Genomic DNA, 19,813 nt, shown 5'->3' with positions numbered 1-19,813 from the left:
GAGGAGACAGCTGATGGTTCCCGAGGCCGAGACGCGGAGTGTCCTCGACGAGCTGCAGCGGTTACGGGCCCGGGTGCCCCTCCTCTCCGGAGCGCTGGCCGCCTCCACCGACGGCCTGGTCCTGGCCCATGACACCCCGGGCATCGAGGCCGAGGGCGTCGCCGCCCTCACCGCCGCCGCGCTCGGCGTCTCGATCCGGATGACGGAGGCCACCGGCCGCGGCGGCTTCCGGGAACTCCTGGTCCGCGGCGGGAGCGGCTACATCGCCACCTACGCCGCCGGCTCCTCCGCCGTCCTGACCCTGCTGGCCGAGGACCGCATCAACGTCGGCCGGCTCCATCTGGAGGGCCGCCGCGCGGGCGCCCGCATCGGCGAACTCGTCGACTCCGCCCTGGAACGCGTCGAGCGCACGCCCCCCATGCCCCGTACCGCCCCGGCGCGCACCACCCAGAACCGCACGCTCCCGCAGCGCCCCACGTAACCGCTCCTCCCCTCCCTCCACACGCACGCACCCCCACCACCCACCACACCCATGCCACTCACGCGGAAACGGACCCGGTCACCGCGACCGGCCACGGAAAGGAAACGAGCCTCCATGGCGAACACCGAAGCGGCACTGAAGGATGCGATGAGCTCGATCGAGGGCACCACGGGTGTCGCCCTCGTCGACTACACGAGCGGGATGGCCCTGGGCACGCTCGGCGGCGGCAAGGACTTCAACCTGGAGGTCGCCGCCGCGGGCAACACCGATGTGATCCGGGCCAAGCTCCGCACGATGGAGCACCTGGGCATCAAGGACGAGATCGAGGACATCCTCATCACGCTGGGCACCCAGTACCACCTGATCCGGCTGCTCAAGACCCGTGGCGGCAACGGCCTCTTCCTCTACCTGGTGCTGGACGCGAGCCGGGCCAACCTCGCGATGGCCCGCCACCAGCTCAAGAAGATCGAGGCCGAGCTGGAGATCTGAGCCCCTCCGGCTCCGCTCACCGGCGGCGACGCCGCGCCCCGCCCGGCGCGGCGTCCCCCGCCGCCGGACCCGTCGTCCGGTGCCCGTGCACGCCCTTGGCGGCCGGACTGCCGTGCCCGGCCCAGTCGGTGCGCACCCAGTACAGGACGTCGTCCCGCCGCTCCCGCTGCCCGATCCGTACGGCCTTCGCCCAGAGTCCGGCCCCCGCGCCCGCGAGGACCAGCCCGCCGGCGCCCGGCAGCGCGAACGAGGAGGCCACGGCCACCACGAACGCCCCCAGCAGCCACCACCGGCGCCCGCGCCGCCACCCCCGTACGGTCACGGCCCGGTCCTGGAGGAAGTCGCCGCGCCCGGCCCGTGCGGCTCCCCGGGCCAGCTCCGCGTACCGCCCGCCGCGCGCCAGGGCCACGGCCGCCGCCGTGACGATGAAGAGCGCGGCCCCGGCCAGCAGCCCGATCCGGCGCCCGGTCAGCCCCGGGACGAACGCCCCCGCGACGGCGGCCACCAGCCCGGCGCACCACAGCGGCGCCGCACCGGCCCGTACGATCACGGCCACCCGCGCCAGCGACTGCCCTCCACGTCCCACGTCCGCACCCCTCTCTCACCACGGGCCTCTCCGGCCCGGTCTCCGTTCCGGGCGCGGAGATTAGCGGCCGCAGATGAGGGGCCCGTGAGAATCCGGTGGCCCGGGGCCCGGTCCAGGACAGACGCCGGGCCACCGCCACCGGTACGGAAGTCCGGTCGATCCAGGATCAGAACCCGCACCGCCGCCCGTACCGGGGTCCGGTCACTCCACGAACAGCCCGCGCGCCGCCGCCCGTACGTCGAACTCCTCCAGCCGCGCCTGGGCCTCGGGGAGTTCGTCGCACATCGCCTCCAGCAGCACCCGGCCCAGCAGCATCGGGGCGCAGACGGTGTCGAAGGAGAGGCCGGAGCCGATGGCCGCCGGGAGGAGGAGGTCGCTGTGTTTGGCGACCGGGGCGAAGGCGGAGTCGGCAACGGTCACGACGGTGAGCCCCTGCGCTCCGGCGTACGCCAGCGCCTCCACGGACTCCTTGGGGTGGCGGGGCAGCGCGAAGCACATGAGGGCGGTGGCACCGGCCCGGCGGGCGGAGTCGATGCGGTCCAGGAGCATGGAGCCGCCCTCGTCGAGGACCCGGACGTCGGGGTGGACCTTGGCGGCGAAGTACCCGAAGCCGCGTGCCTGCGAGGAGGCCGCGCGCAGCCCCAGCACGGGCAGCGGCCGGGATCCGGCGAGCAGCCGCCCCGCCCGCTCCACGGGGCCGGGGTCGGCCAGCAGGTCGGAGAGGTGCTGGAGGTTCTCGATCTCGGCGCGGACGGCCTGCTGGTACTCGTTGTACGTCTCCCCCGCCTCCTCCTGCTCCGCGTCCGCGGGGGCGACCTCGCGCAGGTGGCGGCGGAGCGCCGGGTAGCCGTCGAAGCCGAGGGCGACGGCGAAGCGAGTGACGGAGGGCTGGCTGACCCCGGCCAGCTCGGCCAGCTCGACGCTGGAGAGGAACGGCGCGTCGGACGCCCGGCGGACCATGCAGTGCGCGATGCGCCGCTGGGTGGGCGTGAGCCGGTGCCCCTCGAAGAGCCGCTGCAACCGCGCGGCGGGGCTGCTCCCACTCATGCTGTCCCCTTGCTGGGCGTTCTCCTGCCGGATCCGCCGCAGGGTCCGTTGCCGAATCCCGTGGCCGGATCCGTCGTGCCCTGATCGGCGCCGACGGATCCATTCAGCCAGGAAGGCTCCTGCATGTCCATATGCAGCGGGTGGAGGGGCGGCTTCCTCCCCGGGAAATACGGGGGTTAGCCCCCGTGTTCGGGGCCGTCGGCGCTCGTAACGTAACGGGTATGGAAGCACGGGACCACGAGCTGAAGAAGGAGCTGGCCGCCACGCTCCAGGCGCGCGGCGAGCTGGGGCCGGAGTATGAGTCGGCGCTCGTCGACTCCTTCCTGGAGAAGGTCGAACAGCGCCTCGACTCGACCATGGACCGCCGGGTCCGGCGCCATCTCGCCGAGCAGCAGGTGACGGCCGCCCGGGGTCCCGGGGCCGCTCGCCCGCCGTCCGCCGCGGGGGTGGGGACGGCGGGCGCGGCGGCGGCCGGTTTCGGGGAGCGATTCGGTTTCGCGGTCGTCTCGCTCGTCCTGGCCGTGCCGCTCTCCGCGATCGGGGTCGTCAACGCGGGCATCGAGGGGCTGGTGGTCGCCTGGCTGGGGATCGTGGGGGTGAACGCGGTGCACGCGGCGCACTCCGGGGGGCTGTTCCGGCAGCGGGAGCGGGAGCGGCGCCGTGCGGTCCCGGAGTGGCAGGAGTGAGCAGGCGTACGGGGTGGAGGGGTAGGAGGGAACGAGCCACAGGGACGGGAGGGTTCACCGGGGGCCGTGGGCGGGCGCGCGGGCGGGCGGGAACGGCCGTGCGGCCGGGCCCACGAGGGGTCCGGCCGCACGGTGAGGTATGTCGCGGGGGCCGCCGCACCCCCGGTGGCCCGGGGGGCGGGACGACGGCGGTCCCCGCGAGGGACGCGGTCCGGGTCAGGGCCGGGTGGCCGCGTCCGGGCGACGGTGGAGGTCCGGGAGCCGCTCCGTAGTCCGGTGTCGCCGTTCTGGGTGCCGGCTGGTCTCCCTGCCGACACCCACTAATCTGCCGGAGCCGTGTTAAGCGGGTGCTGCGCCGACGTGACGTGCTCGTACCGTTTTCGCGAAGCCCGGGCCGCCCTTCGCGGGTGCCCGGTCCGCGCGGGCCGCGCCGGTCGGACCTGCGGGGGCCGGACGGCGACCGAACGGGTCCGGGCACGGACGGCCGGTCGGACCTGCGGGGCCGGAGGCCGACCGGTCAGGTCCGCAGCCGACAGCCGGTCCGGACCACGCACCGACGGCCGAACGGGTCCGAGCGCCGACGGCCGGTCAGGCGCGCGAGCCGGTGGCAGCGCGGGCCGCGTGCCGAGGGCGGCTCAGGCTGCGAGCCGGGGGCCGACCGGGCCCGCACGTCGACGTCGACGGCCGGTCAGGCCTTCGCGACGCCCGCGTCCTTCGCGAGGAACGCGAGCACGTCCTGTCGGCTGACGACGCCCTTCGGCTTCCCCTCGACGAGCACGATCGCCGCGTCGGCACCATCGGCACCGCTGAGGGCGGCCATCAGGTCCTCGACCGGCTCGCCGGAGCCGACCTGCGGCAGCGGGGCCGACATGTGCTTCTCCAGCGGGTCGGTCAGGGAGGCGCGCTGGGTGAACAGGGCGTCCAGCAGCTGCCGTTCCACGACGGAGCCGATGACCTCGGCGGCCATCACGTCGGGGTGTCCGGCGCCCGGCTTCACGATCGGCATCTGGGAGACGCCGTACTCCCGCAGGACGTCGATCGCCTGGCCGACCGTCTCGTCCGGGTGCATGTGGACGAGGGAGGGCAGCGGGCCCTCCTTGAAGTTCAGCACGGCGCTGACCTGCGGGGAGGAGCTGGTGTCCTCCAGGAAGCCGTAGTCGGCCATCCACTCGTCGTTGAAGATCTTGCTCAGGTAGCCGCGGCCGCTGTCGGGCAGCAGCACCACGACCACGTCGTCCGGGCCGAGCCGCCTGGCGACCTCCAGGGCCCCGACGACCGCCATGCCGCAGGAGCCGCCGACGAGCAGGCCCTCCTCCTTGGCGAGGCGGCGGGTCATCTGGAAGGTGTCCTTGTCGGAGACCGCGACGATCTCGTCGGTGACCTCGGCGTCGTAGGCGGAGGGCCAGAAGTCCTCACCGACGCCCTCGACCAGATACGGGCGACCCGAGCCACCGGAGTAGACCGAGCCCTCCGGGTCGGTGCCGATGACCTTGACGGCGCCGTTGCTGACCTCCTTGAGGTAGCGCCCGGTGCCGGTGATCGTGCCGCCAGTGCCGACGCCCGCGACGAAGTGGGTGATCTTCCCCTCCGTCTGCTCCCACAGCTCAGGACCGGTGGTCTCGTAGTGCGAGCGCGGGTTGTTCGGGTTGGAGTACTGGTCGGGCTTCCAGGAGCCCGGCGTCTCGGCGACCAGCCGGTCGGAGACGTTGTAGTACGAGTCCGGGTGCTCCGGGTCGACCGCGCTGGGGCAGACGACGACCTCGGCGCCGTACGCGCGCAGCACGTTGATCTTGTCCGTGGACACCTTGTCCGGGCAGACGAAGATGCACTTGTAGCCCTTCTGCTGGGCGACGATCGCCAGGCCGACGCCCGTGTTGCCACTGGTCGGCTCGATGATCGTGCCGCCGGGCTGCAGCTCGCCGCTCTGCTCGGCCGCCTCGATCATGCGCAGGGCGATGCGGTCCTTCACCGACCCGCCGGGGTTGAAGTACTCGACCTTGGCCAGGACGGTCGCCTGGATGCCTGCCGTGACGTTGCGCAGCCTCACCAGCGGGGTGTTGCCGACAAGAGTGATCAGCGAATCGTGGAATTGCACCGTGTACTCCGGGATCTCCGAGATGGTCCGGCCCAGAGTATGCGTACGGGCCGCACGATGCGCACGGAAGCCCTCCACCCCCGGAAAAGGAGGCCGGAAAGGAAGGCCGGACACGGAGCGTACGGAGACGGGGACGGACAGTGCGATTGGGCGGCGCCCCTCGCGGGGCAGGTAGGTAGTTGTAGGGCGGTACGGCGAGGAGGAGGTGGACCGGACTGTGTCGAGAGCAAGGGTGGCACGGCGGATCGCGGCGGGCGCGGCCTACGGCGGTGGGAGCATCGGACTGATCGGTGCGGCGGCCGTCGGCGTGTTCCTGGCGGAGGTCCAGCTCGCGAAGAGGCAGGTGGGCGGCGGTACGGCCCCGGTTCCGCCGAGCGCGGACGGGCGGTACGGGGTGGCGTTCGCCGGCCCGAACGATCCGCTGCGGCTCGGGATGCTCGGGGACTCGACGGCGGCGGGCCAGGGGGTGCGGCGGGCCGGGCAGACCCCGGGGGCGCTGCTCGCCTCGGGGCTCGCGGCGGTGGCCGAGCGGCCGGTGGACCTGCGGAACGTGGCCCTGCCGGGGGCCAGGTCGGACGATCTGGAGCGGCAGGTCTCGCTGCTGCTGGCGGACCCGGCCCGCACCCCGGACGTCTGCGTGATCATGATCGGTGCGAACGACGTCACCCACCGCATGCCCGCCACCCAGTCGGTGCGCTGTCTGACGACGGCGGTGCGCAGGCTGCGGACGGCGGGGGCGGAGGTGGTCGTGGGGACCTGCCCGGACCTGGGCACGATCGAGCCGGTCTACCAGCCGCTGCGCTGGCTGGCCCGGCGGGTGAGCCGGCAGCTGGCAGCCGCGCAGACGATCGGGACGGTGGAGCAGGGCGGGCGCACGGTGTCGCTGGGCGACCTGCTGGGCCCGGAGTTCGCGGCGAACCCGCGTGAGCTGTTCGGGCCGGACAACTACCACCCCTCCGCCGAGGGGTACGCGACGGCGTCGATGGCGGTGCTGCCGACGCTCTGCGCGGTGCTGGGTTTGTGGCCGGAGTCGGACCGGCTGGACGGCGCGCGCCGCGAGGACATCCTCCCGGTGGCCAAGGCGGCCTCCCAGGCGGCCCGCGAGGCCGGTACGGAGGTCACGGGCGCCCGCGCCCCCTGGGCCCTCCTCAAGCACCGCAGGCGGCGGCGCCTCCCCGCCTCCACCCAGACGGAACCGGCACCGTCCTCGCACCCGGACGCGGCGCACGGCCACACGTAGGGGCCGGGGCCCGGCGGCCCGGACCGTACGGGACGCCCCGAGCCCACGCCGGATGCCCCGGACCCCAGCCCCAGCCCCGGCAGGCCGCCCTGAGCAAGCGCTTAGAAAAGAGTCACTCATCACACGGCCTGCCGGGTGACCCGGGCGATACGCCCGGGTAGCTTCCAGGGGAGTTCTCTCGTCCACCCAGCTTTCCAGCCCTCATGGAGCCGCGTGATGCCCGAAGCCGTGATCGTCTCTGCCGCCCGTTCGCCGATCGGCCGCGCCTTCAAGGGGTCCCTCAAGGACCTGCGCGCGGACGATCTGACCGCCACGATCATCCAGACCGCGCTGGCCAAGGTCCCCGAGCTGGACCCGAAGGACATCGACGACCTGATGCTGGGCTGCGGTCTGCCCGGGGGCGAGCAGGGCAACAACCTGGGCCGCATCATCGCCGTACAGATGGGGATGGACCACCTTCCCGGCTGTACGGTCACCCGCTACTGCTCCTCCTCGCTGCAGACCAGCCGGATGGCGCTGCACGCGATCAAGGCGGGCGAGGGCGACGTCTTCATCTCGGCGGGCGTCGAGATGGTGTCCCGCTTCACCAAGGGCAACTCCGACAGCCTCCCGGACACGCACAACCCGCTCTTCGCCGACGCCGAGGCCCGCACCGCCGCCCGCGCCGAGGAGTCCGGTGCGAGCTGGCACGACCCGCGTGAGGACGGCCTCGTCCCGGACGCGTACATCTCGATGGGGCAGACGGCGGAGAACCTGGCCCGGTTCAAGGGCGTCAGCCGCCAGGAGATGGACGAGTTCGGCGTACGGTCGCAGAACCTCGCCGAGGAGGCCCTGAAGAACGGCTTCTGGGAGCGGGAGATCACCCCCGTCACCACCCCGGACGGCACGGTCGTCGCCAAGGACGACGGCCCGCGCGCGGGCGTCACCCTGGAGGGCGTGCAGGGCCTGAAGCCGGTCTTCCGCCCCGACGGCCTGGTCACCGCGGGCAACTGCTGCCCGCTCAACGACGGCGCCGCCGCCCTGGTGATCATGTCCGACACCAAGGCGCGGGAGCTGGGCCTGACCCCGCTGGCCCGGATCGTCTCCACCGGCGTCTCCGGCCTCTCCCCCGAGATCATGGGGTACGGCCCGGTCGAAGCCAGCAAGCAGGCGCTGAAGCGGGCCGGTCTGACGATCGACGACATCGACCTCGCAGAGATCAACGAGGCGTTCGCCGCCCAGGTCATCCCCTCCTACCGGGACCTCGGCCTGCCGCTGGAGAAGGTCAACGTCAACGGCGGCGCGATCGCGGTCGGCCACCCCTTCGGCATGACCGGCGCCCGCATCACCGGCACGCTGATCAACAGCCTCCAGTTCCACGACAAGCAGTTCGGCCTGGAGACGATGTGCGTGGGCGGCGGCCAGGGCATGGCGATGGTGATCGAGCGGCTGAGCTGAGCCGCAGCGGAGGGTAGGGGGCGTGCGAGGTACGAGTGCGGCACCTGCCCGCAGCGGAGGCGAGGCTCAGCGCGACCACCAGCACGAGCGGCTGAGCTGAGCCGCAGCGGAGGGTAGGGGTCGTGCGAGGTACGAGTGCGGCACCTGCCCGCAGCGGAGGCGAGGCTCAGCGCGACCACCAGCACGAGCGGCTGAGCTGAGCCGCAGCGGAGGGCACTGAGCCAGGCCCCGTACGGGGCTCGTACCGGCCCCAGGCTTCCCTTCTCACCGGGTGTCCGAATCCGGCCGAGCCCCGACCGTGACCGAATCTCCCCCAGGATGTGATCTGCGTCCCGGGGGAGAGTCGTTTCCGCAGGTCACGGCCTTTTGGGGCTAAACCCAGGACCGAAAGACCTGTCCATTTCGTGACGTAATGCACTGACAGCCGGTACGGGTACAGGCCAAGCTGATGTAGGAAGTCGGGGGTATCGATTGAAACCGGGAGTTGTCAGTGAGCGCCATGTCATTTGCCCTGTTGCTGACCACCGCCGCTGCCACGGCCGTCGGCGCCGCCGCGCTGCATGCCGCTCACGGGCTGCGCAAGCAGGTCGCGGGCCTGCGCACGGAGCTGGCCGAGGGGCGCGCTCTCGGTGCGTCGGTGCCCCCGCAGAACCGTCACACCGCCACCCCGGCGGAGGAGATACGCGCGGCCGTGGCCGAGGCGCTGGCCGAGGAGCGCGAGCGCGAGCTGGCCGAGGCGCGCGCCTTCTGGGCCGCCCAGGAGGCCCGTGACGCGGCGGACGCCCCCTCGCTGCTGGGCGGGGTGCCCGTGCTCGGTGAGGAGACCCCCTTCTACCTCCCGCGCCAGTCCGACTTCGCCGGTCTGGAGTCGCTGGACATCGAGGCGGCCGAGGCGATGGAGGAGCTGGCCGAGCTGAGCGAGCGGACCCTCGCGGAGCACGAGACGGCCGACATCGCAGGCGAGTTCGCGGGCGAGTTCGGCGGTGACTTCACGGACCTGCCGGAGATCGCGGACCACCCCGAGGACTCCCCCGAGCTGGCCGCGGCCCGCCGCCGCCACCCCTCGCACCCGGACTTCGTCCCCGTACAGACGCCGGTGGTCACCGACCACGAGCGCACCGTGAGCCGGCTGGAGGAGCTGGCCGACCTGGCCACCGAGCTGACCGATGTGCGGCCGGGCCCGCTGGGGACGCTCGATGTGTACGTCTTCGCCGACGGCACCACGCTCTGTATGACCCCCGGCCACCGTGAGACGGCCGAGCGGCTCGCGGACGCGCTGCGGGCGGGCCGGCAGCCGGTGCTGCTGGGCGGTTCGGGCGTCTCGGGCGCCTACGCCCTGACCTTCTCCTGCGGCGAGGAGAACGTCTACATCCTCGCGGACCGCGTCATCGCCTCGTTCTGACCCCGTCCCGCCCGACCGGCGGGCACCCGTCCAGCCCCGCGGCCCCGCGACCCTGCGGGCCCCCGCCCGCCCGACCCGGCGGCTACGCGAAAGCCCGCGCCGCCGCCCCCTCGACGTATCGCACGGCCTCGTCCAGCTCTCCGGGCGGGGCCGTCACCAGTGCCACCGCCAGATCCCGCCCGGCGACGGCGAGCTGGTCGCCCACGGCGAACATCCCCGCGTCCGGCAGCTCCCGCGGCTCCGTACCGGGGCTCTCGATGCGCTGGGCCCGTACGGCGAGTTCGCGGGCGGCGGCCAGCGCCTCGGCGGCGGCACCGCGCTGGAGGCGGCTCTGCGGGGCCGAACGCAGCCGGTCGGCGAATCGGTCCACGGCCAGGATGAGAGGCGTCGTATCGAGCACGCACCGGACCCTACGCGCCCCTCCCGCCGGGATGCCAGGCGGACCGGCGGGAGGAACGGCCCGGGCGGCGGCGAACAGACCGGACGGAAGCAACGGTCACCGGCGCCCCTCCCGGCACACCGGGCTCCCCAGCAACCCCGAAGGGCCCGCAGGCGCGATGCCTGCGGGCCCTTCCGGTGCTACGGGTACTACGGGTGGTGCGGATCCTGCGCGGCCGGTCAGTCGTCGCCGCTGAGGATGGCGACCAGGCGCAGCATCTCGATGTAGATCCACACCAGGGTCACGGTGAGGCCGAAGGCGGCCAGCCATGCCTCCTCGCGCGGAGCGCCGTACGCGATGCCGTCCTCGACCTGCTTGAAGTTGAGGGCGAGGATGCAGGCGCCGATCACGATGGCGACGATGCCGAAGATGATGCCGAGCGTGCCGCTGCGGAAGCCGAGGCCGTCACCGCCGCCGAAGACGGCGAACAGCAGGTTGACCATCATCAGCAGCATGAAGCCGATGGCGGCGGCCATCACGAAGCCGTAGAAACGGCGCGTGACCCGGATCAGACCGGTGCGGTAGGCGATCAGCACACCGGCGAAGACCGCCATCGTGCCGAGCACCGCCTGCATCGCGGCGCCGGGGGCGACGTAGACGCTGACGATGTTGCTGACGATGCCGAGGAAGACACCCTCGAAGGCGGCGTACAGCAGGATCAGCGGCGGCGAGGGCCGGCGCTTGAACGAGTTCACCAGCGACAGCACGAAGCCGATGATCGCGGCGCCGATGGCAACACCGTAGGCGGTGCCGAGGTTGCCCTCGTCGACCGGCATGGTCCACCAGGCGATGGCGGCGGCCACGACGACCAGACCGAGCGTCATCGCCGTACGCGTCACCACGTCGTCGATGGTCATCGCGTCGGTGCGCGCGGGCGCCGGGGCGCCGGGCTGCGTGCCCTGGGCGTAGGGGTTGGTGGCGTACGGGTTTGCGGCGGTGCCCTGCGCGAACGGGTTGGTCCCCGCCGTGGCGGCCCCGGCCTGCGGCGCCGCGTTGAAGCTCGCGTGGCCGTTGTCGCGGCTGAACCCCCGTCGCGAGAAGACCGGGTTGCTGCTCCTCATCTCACTCCTCCATGGCCACACTGCGTGGCCTTGCGACAAGAGTAATGGGTAGGCAAAAGAAGCACCCTAGTGCCAGGGGAGGATCTTTATCACGGTAGGCCGTCCGGGGGCGGTACGGACGCGTTCCCGGCCCGGGAGACCCCGCTCCGTCCGCGGCCCGTCACACCTGGTCACACCCTGTGAGAATCGTGGTGCCCGGAGCCGGACTCGAACCGGCACGCCCCCGAGGGGCAGCGAGGTTTAAGCTCGCCGTGTCTACGTTCCACCATCCGGGCGTGCCGCGCGGCTCCGCGTTGGCAACTGACCCTATCCGGGGGCGTCCCCCGATCAGCGGAACAGTGGCGCGATGTTGTCCTATTTTATTGACCGCTTGAGGGACCGTCAGCACATACGCGCGGTCTCACCACGCACCCACACCGGTTACCGGTCGGCAACAGGCTGTACGGGATTGACGGAAAGTCGCCGCACCCGTACGGCCCAATGCGCCAGGTGCGCGCCATGGTTCGCCAGGGGGTCCGCCACCCTCGGGTTCCGGCCCGGCCGGGAGACCGCCCGCTCCGCGTCCGCGGGCGTCCGCGCGGCCCGCCGGCGGAGATCACCCTGAGTCATCGGACCGCCCCTCGGATGAAGCCTCGGGGTCGGTGTCATACCCGAGGAGGACCCCTCCACCCCGGTGATGCGACTCAAGAGGGCCACGGGAACGGGCATAGGGAGTGACGACCGGGGGCCGTCGGGACGTGACGATGGAGTAGTCCCCGAGGCACCGCCGTCAGCGCGGGCCGCGTCCCCGTATGCATCCGCATCACCCGAACCAGGAGCGTCCCTGTGACCACCACTCCCACCGTTCACCGCACCACCACGGTGGCCGCCCGCGCCACGGAGCTGTCGAAGGTCTACGGCGAGGGTGAGACCCAGGTCGTCGCCCTGGACCGGGTGACCGTGGACTTCCCGCAGGGCGAGTTCACCGCGATCATGGGCCCCTCGGGCTCCGGCAAGTCGACGCTGATGCACTGCGTGGCCGGTCTCGACAGCTTCAGCAGCGGTTCGGTGCGCATCGGCGAGACCGAGCTGTCCACGCTGAAGGACAAGCAGCTCACGCAGTTGCGCCGGGACAAGATCGGCTTCATCTTCCAGGCCTTCAACCTGCTGCCGACGCTGACCGCGCTGGAGAACATCACCCTGCCGATGGACATCGCGGGCCGGAAGCCCGACGCCGCGTGGCTCCAGAAGGTCATCGACATGGTGGGGCTCTCGGAGCGGCTCAAGCACCGGCCCACCGAGCTCTCCGGCGGTCAGCAGCAGCGCGTCGCCGTGGCCCGTGCCCTGGCCTCGCAGCCCGAGATCATCTTCGGTGACGAGCCGACCGGGAACCTGGACTCCCGCTCCGGCGCCGAGGTCCTGGGCTTCCTGCGCAACTCCGTGCGCGAGCTGGGCCAGACCGTGGTGATGGTGACCCACGACCCGGTGGCCGCCTCCTACGCGGACCGGGTGATCTTCCTCGCGGACGGCGCGGTCGTCGACCAGATGATCCAGCCGACCGCCGACCGGGTCCTCGACCGGATGAAGGCGTTCGACGCGAAGGGCCGCACGAGCTGACCCCCGCGGTCGGCCGGAGCGGCCGCCGTCCGACGGCCCGCCGCACCGAGACCCGCCCGCCGCGCTCCACGTCCCCCTTCCGGCACCCATCCCAGGACACACAGACATGTTCCGTACCGCCCTGCGCAATGTGCTCGCGCACAAGGCCAGGCTGCTGATGACCGTGCTCGCCGTCATGCTCGGCGTAGCGTTCGTCTCCGGCACCCTCGTCTTCACCGACACCCTCGGCAACGCCTTCCGCAACCAGTCCGCCAAGAGCTACGACGACGTCGCCGTCGCCGTGGAGACCCACGCCGGCGGGCGCGACGACAAGACCCCCGGCCTCGACGCCGCGACCCTGGACAAGATCCGCGCCGTGGACGGCGTGGCCTCGGTCACCGGCCGGGTCAGCGGCTTCGCCGGCGTGGCCGACCCCGACGGCAAGCTCATCGGCAACGGCTGGTCCAACACCGGCGGCAACTTCGCCCCCGGCGATGACGGCAAGGACTCCGCGTACGACTTCACCCAGGGCGGCGGCCCGGTGAAGGCCGGTCAGATCGCGCTCGACCAGGACACCGCCGCCAAGGGCAAGTACCGCGTGGGCGACCCGGTGCGGGTCGCCACCAACGGCCCGGTGAAGGAGTACACCCTCTCCGGTGTCTTCACCACCGAGGACGGCGCGGTCAACGCGGGCGGCAGCCTGGTGCTGTTCGACACCGCGACCGCCCAGAACCTCTACCTGAAGCCCGGTGTCTTCCAGAACGCCACCGTGGCCGCCGACGCGGGCGCCTCCGACCAGAAGCTGCTGGACGCGATCACCCCGCTGCTGCCGGAGGAGGCCACCGCCCAGACCGGCAAGGCCCTCGCGGACGAGCAGGCCAAGCAGATCGAGTCCGGGCTCACCAGCCTCAACACCATGCTGCTGGCCTTCGCGGGCATCGCCCTCTTCGTCGGCATCTTCCTCATCGCCAACACCTTCACCATGCTGGTCGCCCAGCGCACCCGTGAGCTGGCCCTGATGCGCGCCATCGGCGCCTCCCGCCGCCAGATCAAGCGCTCCGTGCTGATCGAGGCCGCCGTCGTCGGGCTGCTCGCCTCCGTCATCGGCTTCCTCCTCGGCCTCGGCCTCGCCACCGGGCTGCGCTCCGCGATGGGGCTCCTCGGCGGCAAGATCCCGGCCGGTCCGCTGGTCGTCTCGACCACCGCGGTCGTCTCCGCCTTCGCCGTCGGCATCCTGATCACCGTCCTGGCCGCCTGGCTGCCCGCCCGCCGGGCCGCGAAGATCGCCCCGGTCGCGGCGATGAGCAGCGTGCACGCCACCGCCACCGTCAAGTCGCTCGTCGTACGGAACTCGATCGGCGGCTTCATCGCCCTGGCCGGTGCCGTGGGCATCGTCGCCGGTGCGGGCACCGGCGGGACGAACGGCCGCTACCTGGTCGCGGCCGGCGCCTTCCTCGCCCTGATCGGCATCATCATCCTGATCCCGCTGCTCTCCCGCCCGGTCATCGCCCTGGTGCGGCCGCTGCTGAAGAAGCTGTTCGGCGTCTCCGGGAAGCTGGCCTCGCAGAACGCGGTCCGTAACCCGCGGCGTACCGGAGCCACTGCCTCCGCCCTGGCGATCGGGCTGACCCTGGTCACCGGCATCTCGGTCCTCGGTGTCACCCTCGGCCAGGCCATCGACAAGATGACCACGGACAACATCAAGGCCGACTACATGGTCACGATGGCCAGTGGGGACTCGCTCGACGAGTCGGCGCTCACCGCCCTGTCGAAGGCCGACGGCGTCTCCGCGATCTCGCCGCAGCAGGCGGCCTGGTTCGAGGTCGACGGGGAGTACCAGTCCGCCTCCGGCGTCAACCCGGGCGATGTGGAGAAGGTCTTCTCGCTGGACACCGTCTCCGGTTCGCTCGCCTCGCTGAAGGACGGTCAGGTCGCCGTCGGCGCCAAGACCGCGAAGACGAACGGCTGGAAGACCGGCGACACCCTCCCGGTGAAGTTCGACGACGACAAGAAGGGCGAGATCACGATCGGGGCGGTCTACAAGGAGAACGACTTCCTGTCGACCTTCGTGATCCCCAAGGAGATGGCCGACCGGCACAGCGCCTCCTCCCGCCCCGAGATCCGCGAGATCTGGATCAAGGCCGACGGCGGTGCGAGCAAGGCCAACGAGCAGTCCATCGTGGACGCGCTCGGTGACAACCCGGCGATGAGCGTCATGGACCGGCAGGACATCCGTGACATGTTCGGCGGCTTCATCAACACCGCGCTGAACATCATGTACGGGCTGCTCGCCATGGCCCTGCTGATCGCGGTCCTCGGGGTCGTCAACACCCTCGCGATGTCGGTGTTCGAGCGCCAGCAGGAGATCGGCATGCTGCGGGCGATCGGTCTCGACCGCCGCCGGGTGAAGCGGATGATCCGTCTGGAGGCCGTCGTCATCTCGGTCTTCGGAGCGGTGATCGGCGTCGGGCTCGGGGTCTTCCTCGGCTGGGCGATCGGCCAGACCCTGGCCGACGACATCCCCGGCTACGCCCTGGTCATCCCGTGGGACCGCCTCGCGGTCTTCCTGGCCCTGGCCGGCCTGGTGGGCGTCCTCGCCTCGCTGTGGCCCGCCCGCAGCGCCGCCAAGCTCAACATGCTGACGGCGATCAAGACGGAGTAGCCGGGGCCCGGGGAGGCCGGGACGCAGGGACGACGAGGGGCCGGTGCACCGCTGGAGAGCGGTGCACCGGCCCCTCGCCCGTACCGGAGGCGTACGCAGGTCATCCGTGCGCGCGTCAGGCGTACGGGTCGGCCCCCGGCTTCTCCGTCCAGGCCCGGGAGCGCAGCGGCAGGCGGGCGGAGCCGCCGTCCTGCGGGCGCACCGCGAGGATCTGGTTGACGCCGATCCTGTTGCGCTCGAAGGAGAGCGCGGAGGCGGCCATGTAGAGCCGCCAGACCCTGGCCCGGCCCGGCGAGGTGGCCCGTACGGCCTCCTCCCAGTGGCGCTCCAGGTTGGCCACCCAGTGGCGCAGGGTCAGCGCGTAGTGCTCGCGCAGCGCCTGGACGTCCCGGGCCTCGAACCCGGCCTCCTCCAGGAGGGAGAGGGTGCGGCCGACCGGGGCGAGTTCGCCGTCGGGGAAGACGTAGGAGTCGATGAACTCGTCGATGCGGTAGGCGTCCTCGTCCTTCTCCGGGCGGCGGGCGATCTGGTGGTTGAGCAGCCGTCCGCCGGGCTTGAGGAGGGCGAAGAGGACGTCGGCGTACTCGCGGTAGCGGACCGAGCCGACGTGTTCGGCCATCCCGATCGAGGAGATCGCGTCGTACGGTCCGTCGGCGACGTCCCGGTAGTCCTGGACGCGGATCTCGATCCGGTCGGTGAGCCCCTCCTCCGCGATGCGCTTGCGGGCGTGGGCGGCCTGCTCCCGGGAGAGGGTGATGCCGGTGACCCGCGCCCCGTACTCGCGGGCGGCGTGGATGGCCATCGAGCCCCAGCCGCAGCCGACGTCCAGGAGGCGGTCGCCCTCCTTCAGGGCGAGCTTGCGGCAGACCAGGTCGAGCTTGTCGCGCTGGGCCTCCTCCAGGGTGCCGCCGTCCTCCCAGTAGGCGCAGGAGTAGACCATGGAGGGGCCGAGGACGAGGGCGTAGAAGTCGTTGCCCACGTCGTAGTGGTGGCTGATGGCCTCCTTGTCGCGCCGCCTGGTGTGCAGCGGCCCGGTGCGGCGGCGGACCTCCTCGACGGGCGGGGCGGGCGGCGGCCAGGGTCCGGCCAGCTTGAGGAGGCCGGCGGCGAAGGCGCGTACGGCGGGGTCGCGGACCGGGTGGACGGCGTCCTTGGCATCGGCTCCCCGCTCCCACAGGAGCCCGGCCACCCGGTCGAGGAGTTCGTACAGATCGCCCTCGACGTCGATCTCCCCGGCCACCCAGGCGCGGGCCAGGCCCAGCTCGCCCGGCTTCCACAGGAGTCTGCGCAGGGCACGGCGGTGGCGGATCACGAGAACGGGGGCGCCGGGCGGACCCGATTCGCTGCCGTCCCAGGCCCTGATGCGGACCGGTAGGGGTTCCGAGAGCAACTCTTCGGCGAGAGCGGTCAGCCGCGATGCGGCGCGTGCCATGACGCACACCTCCGTGGTGGTGTTTCCCCGACAAACACAACGAGCTCACTGCGTACGTACGTACTCATGGTTCGCCGTCACGTGCCGCGGTGCCAGTACGCCGTACTTCTCCGTCAACTCTCCCGCCACGCTCCGTCATCCCGCCACCGGGCAACGAAAGGGCAAAACCCGCGACAGACAGGGCGATGGACACGCCGAAGGGGCCGTCCGCACCACGGATGGCGGACGGCCCCTCGGGCGTCGTTCGGGCGCGCTCCTCGCGGAGCGGTCACCCGGGGGTCAGGAGGCCTTGGCCTTCTCGCCCTCGGGCTTGGCAGCGGCGGCGGCCGGAGCCGGGGCCGGCTTGGCGGCCTCGTAGAACTCCTCGCGCGGCGTCTCCATGGCGCCGAGCGAGACGACCTCGCGCTTGAGGAACACCGCCAGCGTCCAGTCGGCGAAGATCCGGATCTTACGGTTCCAGGTCGGCATGGCCAGACCGTGGTAGCCGCGGTGCATGTACCAGGCGAGACGGCCCTTGAGCTTGATCTTGATCTTGCCCATGACGATCATCGCGACGCCCTTGTGCAGGCCGAGACCGGCGACCGCACCCTTGTTGGCGTGGCTGTACTCCTTCTGCGGGAAGCCCCGCATGCCGGAGATCACGTTGTCGCCGAGGACCTTCGCCTGCCGCAGCGCGTGCTGGGCGTTGGGCGGGCACCAGGCGTTCGGGTTGCCCGCGCGGCGGCCGACCATGTCCGGCACCTGGGCGTTGTCGCCCGCGGCCCAGATGTAGTCGGTGCCCTGCACCTGGAGCTTCTCGGTGGTGTCCACGTGGCCGCGGGGGCCGAGCGGCAGACCGAAGCGGGCGAGCGCCGGGTTCGGCTTCACACCGGCGGTCCACACGATGGTGTTGGAGTCGACCTCCAGACCGTTCTTGAGCACCACGTGGCCGTCGACGCAGGAGTCCATGGAGGTGGAGAGGTAGATCTCCACACCGCGGCTCTCCAGGTGCTCCTTGCCGTAGGAGCCCAGCTTCGGGCCGACCTCGGGAAGGATCTTGTCGGCGGCGTCGACCAGGATGAAGCGCATGTCCTCGCGCTTCACGTTGGTGTAGTACTTCGCCGCGTCGCGGGCCATGTCCTCGACCTCGCCGATGGTCTCCGCGCCGGCGAAGCCGCCGCCCACGAAGACGAACGTCAGCGCCTTGCGGCGGACGTCCTCGTCGGTCGTGGAGTCAGCCTTGTCCAGCTGCTCCAGGACGTGGTTGCGCAGGCCGATGGCCTCCTCGATGCCCTTCATGCCGATGCCCTGCTCGGCGAGGCCGGGGATCGGGAAGGTACGGGAGACCGCGCCCATCGCGATGACCAGGTAGTCGAAGGGCAGCTCGTAGGCCTCGCCGACGAGCGGCGCGACCGTGGCGACCTTGCGGTCCTGGTCGATGGTCGTGACACGACCGGTGAGAACCTCAGCCTTGGGCAGCACTCGTCGCAGCGGGACGACGACATGCCGAGGCGAGATGCTGCCTGCGGCAGCTTCGGGGAGGAAGGGCTGGTACGTCATGTACGACCGCGGGTCGACGACCGTGACGGTCGCCTCCCCGTACCGCATCTTCTTCAGAATGCGACGAGCTGCGTACAGGCCTACGTACCCACCGCCTACAACGAGGATCCTGGGACGCTCCGTGGTGCTCATGCCATCGAGTATCCACCCCGCCCCAGGGGGGTGCTCGTGAGCCCCTTCACAAGGATTGAGCCACCCTCTGCTACACTTCGCCGCCCGCGTGACCCAGGTCATGGGCCGGAAAGGGAACCGCAACGGCCCGGGAATCGTTCCTGACCGCCTGTGAGCTGGCCCTTGGCCCTCCGGGAGGGCCGTACACCCACCCCTCTTCACACCCGCGCAACACCCCTGGAACGCGCCCGTACGCCTGCCGCAGGGCCCTTCGTATGGCCCGGACGGCCCTTGCGCGTCAGAAGTGCGCCCAAGAGGGCCGAATTCCTTGTGAAGAAGTTCACGAACTTCGGCGCGGCGTGCTGCCGAAAGCCCCCTCCCGGAGGCCTTTCCCCAGCTCAAAGGTGCGGTCGGGGACGCTTCTGAGCAGCCTGCCGACAGCGGGGCTCAGGCTCCCGGAGCGGACGGCAGCAGCCGGGGCACGGCCCGCACGTAGACCACCATGCCGACGACCTCGACGAGGGTCTGCGTGACCACGACGACGGCGGCGATGGCATAGGCGTCGGGCAGGGAGAGCGCGAGGGGCAGCACCACGAGGGAGTTGCGCGTCGCCCCGCTGAAGACCACCGCCCGCTCCCCGGGCACGTCCAGCCGGAAGGCCCGGGCCACCGCCTTCCCGGCGAAGGCCAACACCACCAGGAAGGCAGCGCAGAAGGGGATGACGGCGGCGACATCGGCGAGGTTCCCGCCCAGCTTCGGCACCTGGGAGGCGACGACCACCAGCAGGGTCGCGGCCATCAGCGGGACCATCGTCGTGGTGGCCGCGTCCGACACCCGCCGCCCGCTCTGCCGGCGCCCCGCCCAGGCCTGGAGCCCCCAGGCCAGTGCGAGCGGGATGACGATGAGGACGGCGAACGCCTCCAGGAACGGCCCCGCCTCCACGATGTCGCCCAGCCCCGACCCGAAGAACGCGTACAGGAACACCGGCAGCAGCACCATCTGCGCGACCAGCAGCAGCGGGGTCGCGGCGAGCAGCCGGCGGGCCGACCCTCCGGCGAGACCGCTGAAGACGATCACGTAGTCGACACACGGGCAGAGCAGCACGAGCAGCACCCCGAGCCGCACCGCCCGGTCGGCGGGCAGGAACGTGAACATCGCGGCGACCACGAGCGGCACCACGAGGAAGTTCACCACCAGCGCGGCGGAGAGGAACCGCCCGTCCCGCAACGACCGCAGCAGCTCGGCCGCCGGGACCTGAAGGAAGGTCACGAACAGCAGCGCCCCGAGGACGGGGTTGATCAGCCGCTCAAGACCCGGCCCGGAAGAAGGTGCCGCGAGGCCGAGCAGGGCGCCGAGGGCCATCGCGGCGAGATAGACGGCCACCTGATGGTGTTCCATCCGCTCCACGACCCCGCGCGGCACACCGTCCCCCATGTCGCACGCCCCTCCCCTGCTCCCGCGCCCGCCCCTGCTTCCGCCTCTGCCGGGCTGTTACGCGGCGCTCCAGGCGATCCCGTCCAGGATGTCGTGC

The 19,813-nt window shown here is 71.7% G+C and carries 16 protein-coding genes and 1 tRNA gene; 8 read left to right on the top strand and 9 right to left on the bottom strand.

The window, feature by feature from the left end:
• Positions 1 to 13 precede the first annotated feature (13 nt).
• Both DJ476_RS21410 and DJ476_RS21405 read left to right on the top strand, forming a co-directional pair.
• Positions 14 to 481: a roadblock/LC7 domain-containing protein gene (locus DJ476_RS21410; RefSeq protein ID WP_053560962.1), complete on the top strand. Its 468-nt coding sequence runs from the start codon at positions 14 to 16 to the stop codon at positions 479 to 481.
• A 114-nt stretch (positions 482 to 595) separates the two neighbouring features.
• Positions 596 to 970: a roadblock/LC7 domain-containing protein gene (locus DJ476_RS21405; RefSeq protein ID WP_070204966.1), complete on the top strand. Its 375-nt coding sequence runs from the start codon at positions 596 to 598 to the stop codon at positions 968 to 970.
• Between the two features lie 16 nt (positions 971 to 986).
• Here DJ476_RS21405 and DJ476_RS21400 read toward each other — a convergent pair whose 3' ends face one another.
• The gene (locus tag DJ476_RS21400) at positions 987 to 1,526 is read right to left on the bottom strand and encodes a hypothetical protein (RefSeq protein ID WP_103418554.1); all 540 of its coding nucleotides are present in this window, start codon (positions 1,524 to 1,526) and stop codon (positions 987 to 989) included.
• Between the two features lie 231 nt (positions 1,527 to 1,757).
• Positions 1,758 to 2,603 carry a MurR/RpiR family transcriptional regulator gene (locus DJ476_RS21395; protein ID WP_167480396.1) on the bottom strand — a complete coding sequence of 282 codons (846 nt, stop codon included), beginning with the start codon at positions 2,601 to 2,603 and terminating at the stop codon, positions 1,758 to 1,760.
• Positions 2,604 to 2,824: 221 nt separating this feature from the next.
• Between DJ476_RS21395 and DJ476_RS21390 the strand changes: the two genes are divergently transcribed.
• A complete protein-coding gene (locus DJ476_RS21390) occupies positions 2,825 to 3,289 on the top strand; it encodes a hypothetical protein (RefSeq protein ID WP_112491319.1) in 465 nt (154 codons plus the stop codon).
• A gap of 688 nt (positions 3,290 to 3,977) precedes the next feature.
• On the opposite strand, the gene DJ476_RS21385 is transcribed toward DJ476_RS21390, so the two are convergent.
• Positions 3,978 to 5,384: a cystathionine beta-synthase gene (locus tag DJ476_RS21385; RefSeq protein ID WP_103418596.1), complete on the bottom strand. Its 1,407-nt coding sequence runs from the start codon at positions 5,382 to 5,384 to the stop codon at positions 3,978 to 3,980.
• 232 nt (positions 5,385 to 5,616) lie between these two features.
• Here DJ476_RS21385 and DJ476_RS21380 point away from each other — a divergent pair, with 232 nt between their 5' ends.
• The 3 genes from DJ476_RS21380 (at position 5,617) to DJ476_RS21370 (ending at position 9,463) form a co-directional block, all read left to right on the top strand.
• Complete coding sequence (locus DJ476_RS21380) at positions 5,617 to 6,624, top strand: SGNH/GDSL hydrolase family protein (protein WP_103418551.1); 1,008 nt, start codon at positions 5,617 to 5,619, stop codon at positions 6,622 to 6,624.
• A gap of 216 nt (positions 6,625 to 6,840) precedes the next feature.
• On the top strand, positions 6,841 to 8,061 hold the full coding sequence (locus DJ476_RS21375; RefSeq protein WP_028417635.1) for an acetyl-CoA C-acetyltransferase: 1,221 nt from the start codon (positions 6,841 to 6,843) through the stop codon (positions 8,059 to 8,061).
• 499 nt (positions 8,062 to 8,560) lie between these two features.
• Entirely contained in the window at positions 8,561 to 9,463 is a 903-nt protein-coding gene (locus tag DJ476_RS21370) for a hypothetical protein (RefSeq protein ID WP_241565583.1), read from the top strand.
• An 82-nt stretch (positions 9,464 to 9,545) separates the two neighbouring features.
• Here the strand turns inward: DJ476_RS21370 and DJ476_RS21365 are convergent, their stop codons facing one another.
• From DJ476_RS21365 to DJ476_RS21355, 3 genes are all read right to left on the bottom strand, one after another.
• Positions 9,546 to 9,863 carry a hypothetical protein gene (locus DJ476_RS21365; protein WP_019764805.1) on the bottom strand — a complete coding sequence of 106 codons (318 nt, stop codon included), beginning with the start codon at positions 9,861 to 9,863 and terminating at the stop codon, positions 9,546 to 9,548.
• 218 nt (positions 9,864 to 10,081) lie between these two features.
• Positions 10,082 to 10,963 (bottom strand): Bax inhibitor-1/YccA family protein, encoded by an 882-nt coding sequence (locus DJ476_RS21360; protein ID WP_103418550.1) that lies wholly within the window; start codon positions 10,961 to 10,963, stop codon positions 10,082 to 10,084.
• Between the two features lie 189 nt (positions 10,964 to 11,152).
• Positions 11,153 to 11,238 (bottom strand) — tRNA-Leu (locus DJ476_RS21355).
• A gap of 550 nt (positions 11,239 to 11,788) precedes the next feature.
• Between DJ476_RS21355 and DJ476_RS21350 the strand changes: the two genes are divergently transcribed.
• Both DJ476_RS21350 and DJ476_RS21345 read left to right on the top strand, forming a co-directional pair.
• Positions 11,789 to 12,559 carry an ABC transporter ATP-binding protein gene (locus DJ476_RS21350; RefSeq protein WP_019764807.1) on the top strand — a complete coding sequence of 257 codons (771 nt, stop codon included), beginning with the start codon at positions 11,789 to 11,791 and terminating at the stop codon, positions 12,557 to 12,559.
• A gap of 106 nt (positions 12,560 to 12,665) precedes the next feature.
• Positions 12,666 to 15,200, top strand: a complete 2,535-nt coding sequence (locus DJ476_RS21345) for an ABC transporter permease (protein ID WP_103418549.1) — start codon at positions 12,666 to 12,668, stop codon at positions 15,198 to 15,200.
• Between the two features lie 115 nt (positions 15,201 to 15,315).
• Here the strand turns inward: DJ476_RS21345 and DJ476_RS21340 are convergent, their stop codons facing one another.
• The 3 genes from DJ476_RS21340 to DJ476_RS21330 form a co-directional block, all read right to left on the bottom strand.
• Positions 15,316 to 16,632, bottom strand: a complete 1,317-nt coding sequence (locus DJ476_RS21340) for an SAM-dependent methyltransferase (RefSeq protein ID WP_103418548.1) — start codon at positions 16,630 to 16,632, stop codon at positions 15,316 to 15,318.
• A gap of 279 nt (positions 16,633 to 16,911) precedes the next feature.
• The gene (locus tag DJ476_RS21335; RefSeq protein ID WP_103418547.1) at positions 16,912 to 18,303 is read right to left on the bottom strand and encodes an NAD(P)/FAD-dependent oxidoreductase; all 1,392 of its coding nucleotides are present in this window, start codon (positions 18,301 to 18,303) and stop codon (positions 16,912 to 16,914) included.
• Between the two features lie 426 nt (positions 18,304 to 18,729).
• Positions 18,730 to 19,716, bottom strand: coding sequence for an arsenic resistance protein (locus DJ476_RS21330; RefSeq protein WP_112491318.1), 987 nt, complete (start codon positions 19,714 to 19,716; stop codon positions 18,730 to 18,732).
• Positions 19,717 to 19,813: the final 97 nt, after the last annotated feature.

It is taken from the genome of Streptomyces bacillaris (genome assembly GCF_003268675.1).
In the GTDB taxonomy this organism is placed as follows: domain Bacteria; phylum Actinomycetota; class Actinomycetes; order Streptomycetales; family Streptomycetaceae; genus Streptomyces; species Streptomyces bacillaris.
Note: the sequence above shows the minus strand (reverse complement) of the source record. Positions and strands in the feature narration are given on the sequence as shown.

What these genes read in the sequence shown, in the direction of transcription:
- DJ476_RS21410 (WP_053560962.1), top strand. Translation starts at nt 14, where the DNA reads ATGGTTCCCGAGGCCGAGACGCGGAGTGTCCTCGACGAGCTGCAGCGG.
- DJ476_RS21405 (WP_070204966.1), top strand. Translation starts at nt 596, where the DNA reads ATGGCGAACACCGAAGCGGCACTGAAGGATGCGATGAGCTCGATCGAG.
- DJ476_RS21395 (WP_167480396.1), bottom strand. Translation starts at nt 2,603, where the DNA reads ATGAGTGGGAGCAGCCCCGCCGCGCGGTTGCAGCGGCTCTTCGAGGGG.
- DJ476_RS21390 (WP_112491319.1), top strand. Translation starts at nt 2,825, where the DNA reads ATGGAAGCACGGGACCACGAGCTGAAGAAGGAGCTGGCCGCCACGCTC.
- DJ476_RS21375 (WP_028417635.1), top strand. Translation starts at nt 6,841, where the DNA reads ATGCCCGAAGCCGTGATCGTCTCTGCCGCCCGTTCGCCGATCGGCCGC.
- DJ476_RS21370 (WP_241565583.1), top strand. Translation starts at nt 8,561, where the DNA reads ATGTCATTTGCCCTGTTGCTGACCACCGCCGCTGCCACGGCCGTCGGC.
- DJ476_RS21360 (WP_103418550.1), bottom strand. Translation starts at nt 10,963, where the DNA reads ATGAGGAGCAGCAACCCGGTCTTCTCGCGACGGGGGTTCAGCCGCGAC.
- DJ476_RS21345 (WP_103418549.1), top strand. Translation starts at nt 12,666, where the DNA reads ATGTTCCGTACCGCCCTGCGCAATGTGCTCGCGCACAAGGCCAGGCTG.
- DJ476_RS21340 (WP_103418548.1), bottom strand. Translation starts at nt 16,632, where the DNA reads ATGGCACGCGCCGCATCGCGGCTGACCGCTCTCGCCGAAGAGTTGCTC.
- DJ476_RS21335 (WP_103418547.1), bottom strand. Translation starts at nt 18,303, where the DNA reads ATGAGCACCACGGAGCGTCCCAGGATCCTCGTTGTAGGCGGTGGGTAC.
- DJ476_RS21330 (WP_112491318.1), bottom strand. Translation starts at nt 19,716, where the DNA reads ATGGGGGACGGTGTGCCGCGCGGGGTCGTGGAGCGGATGGAACACCAT.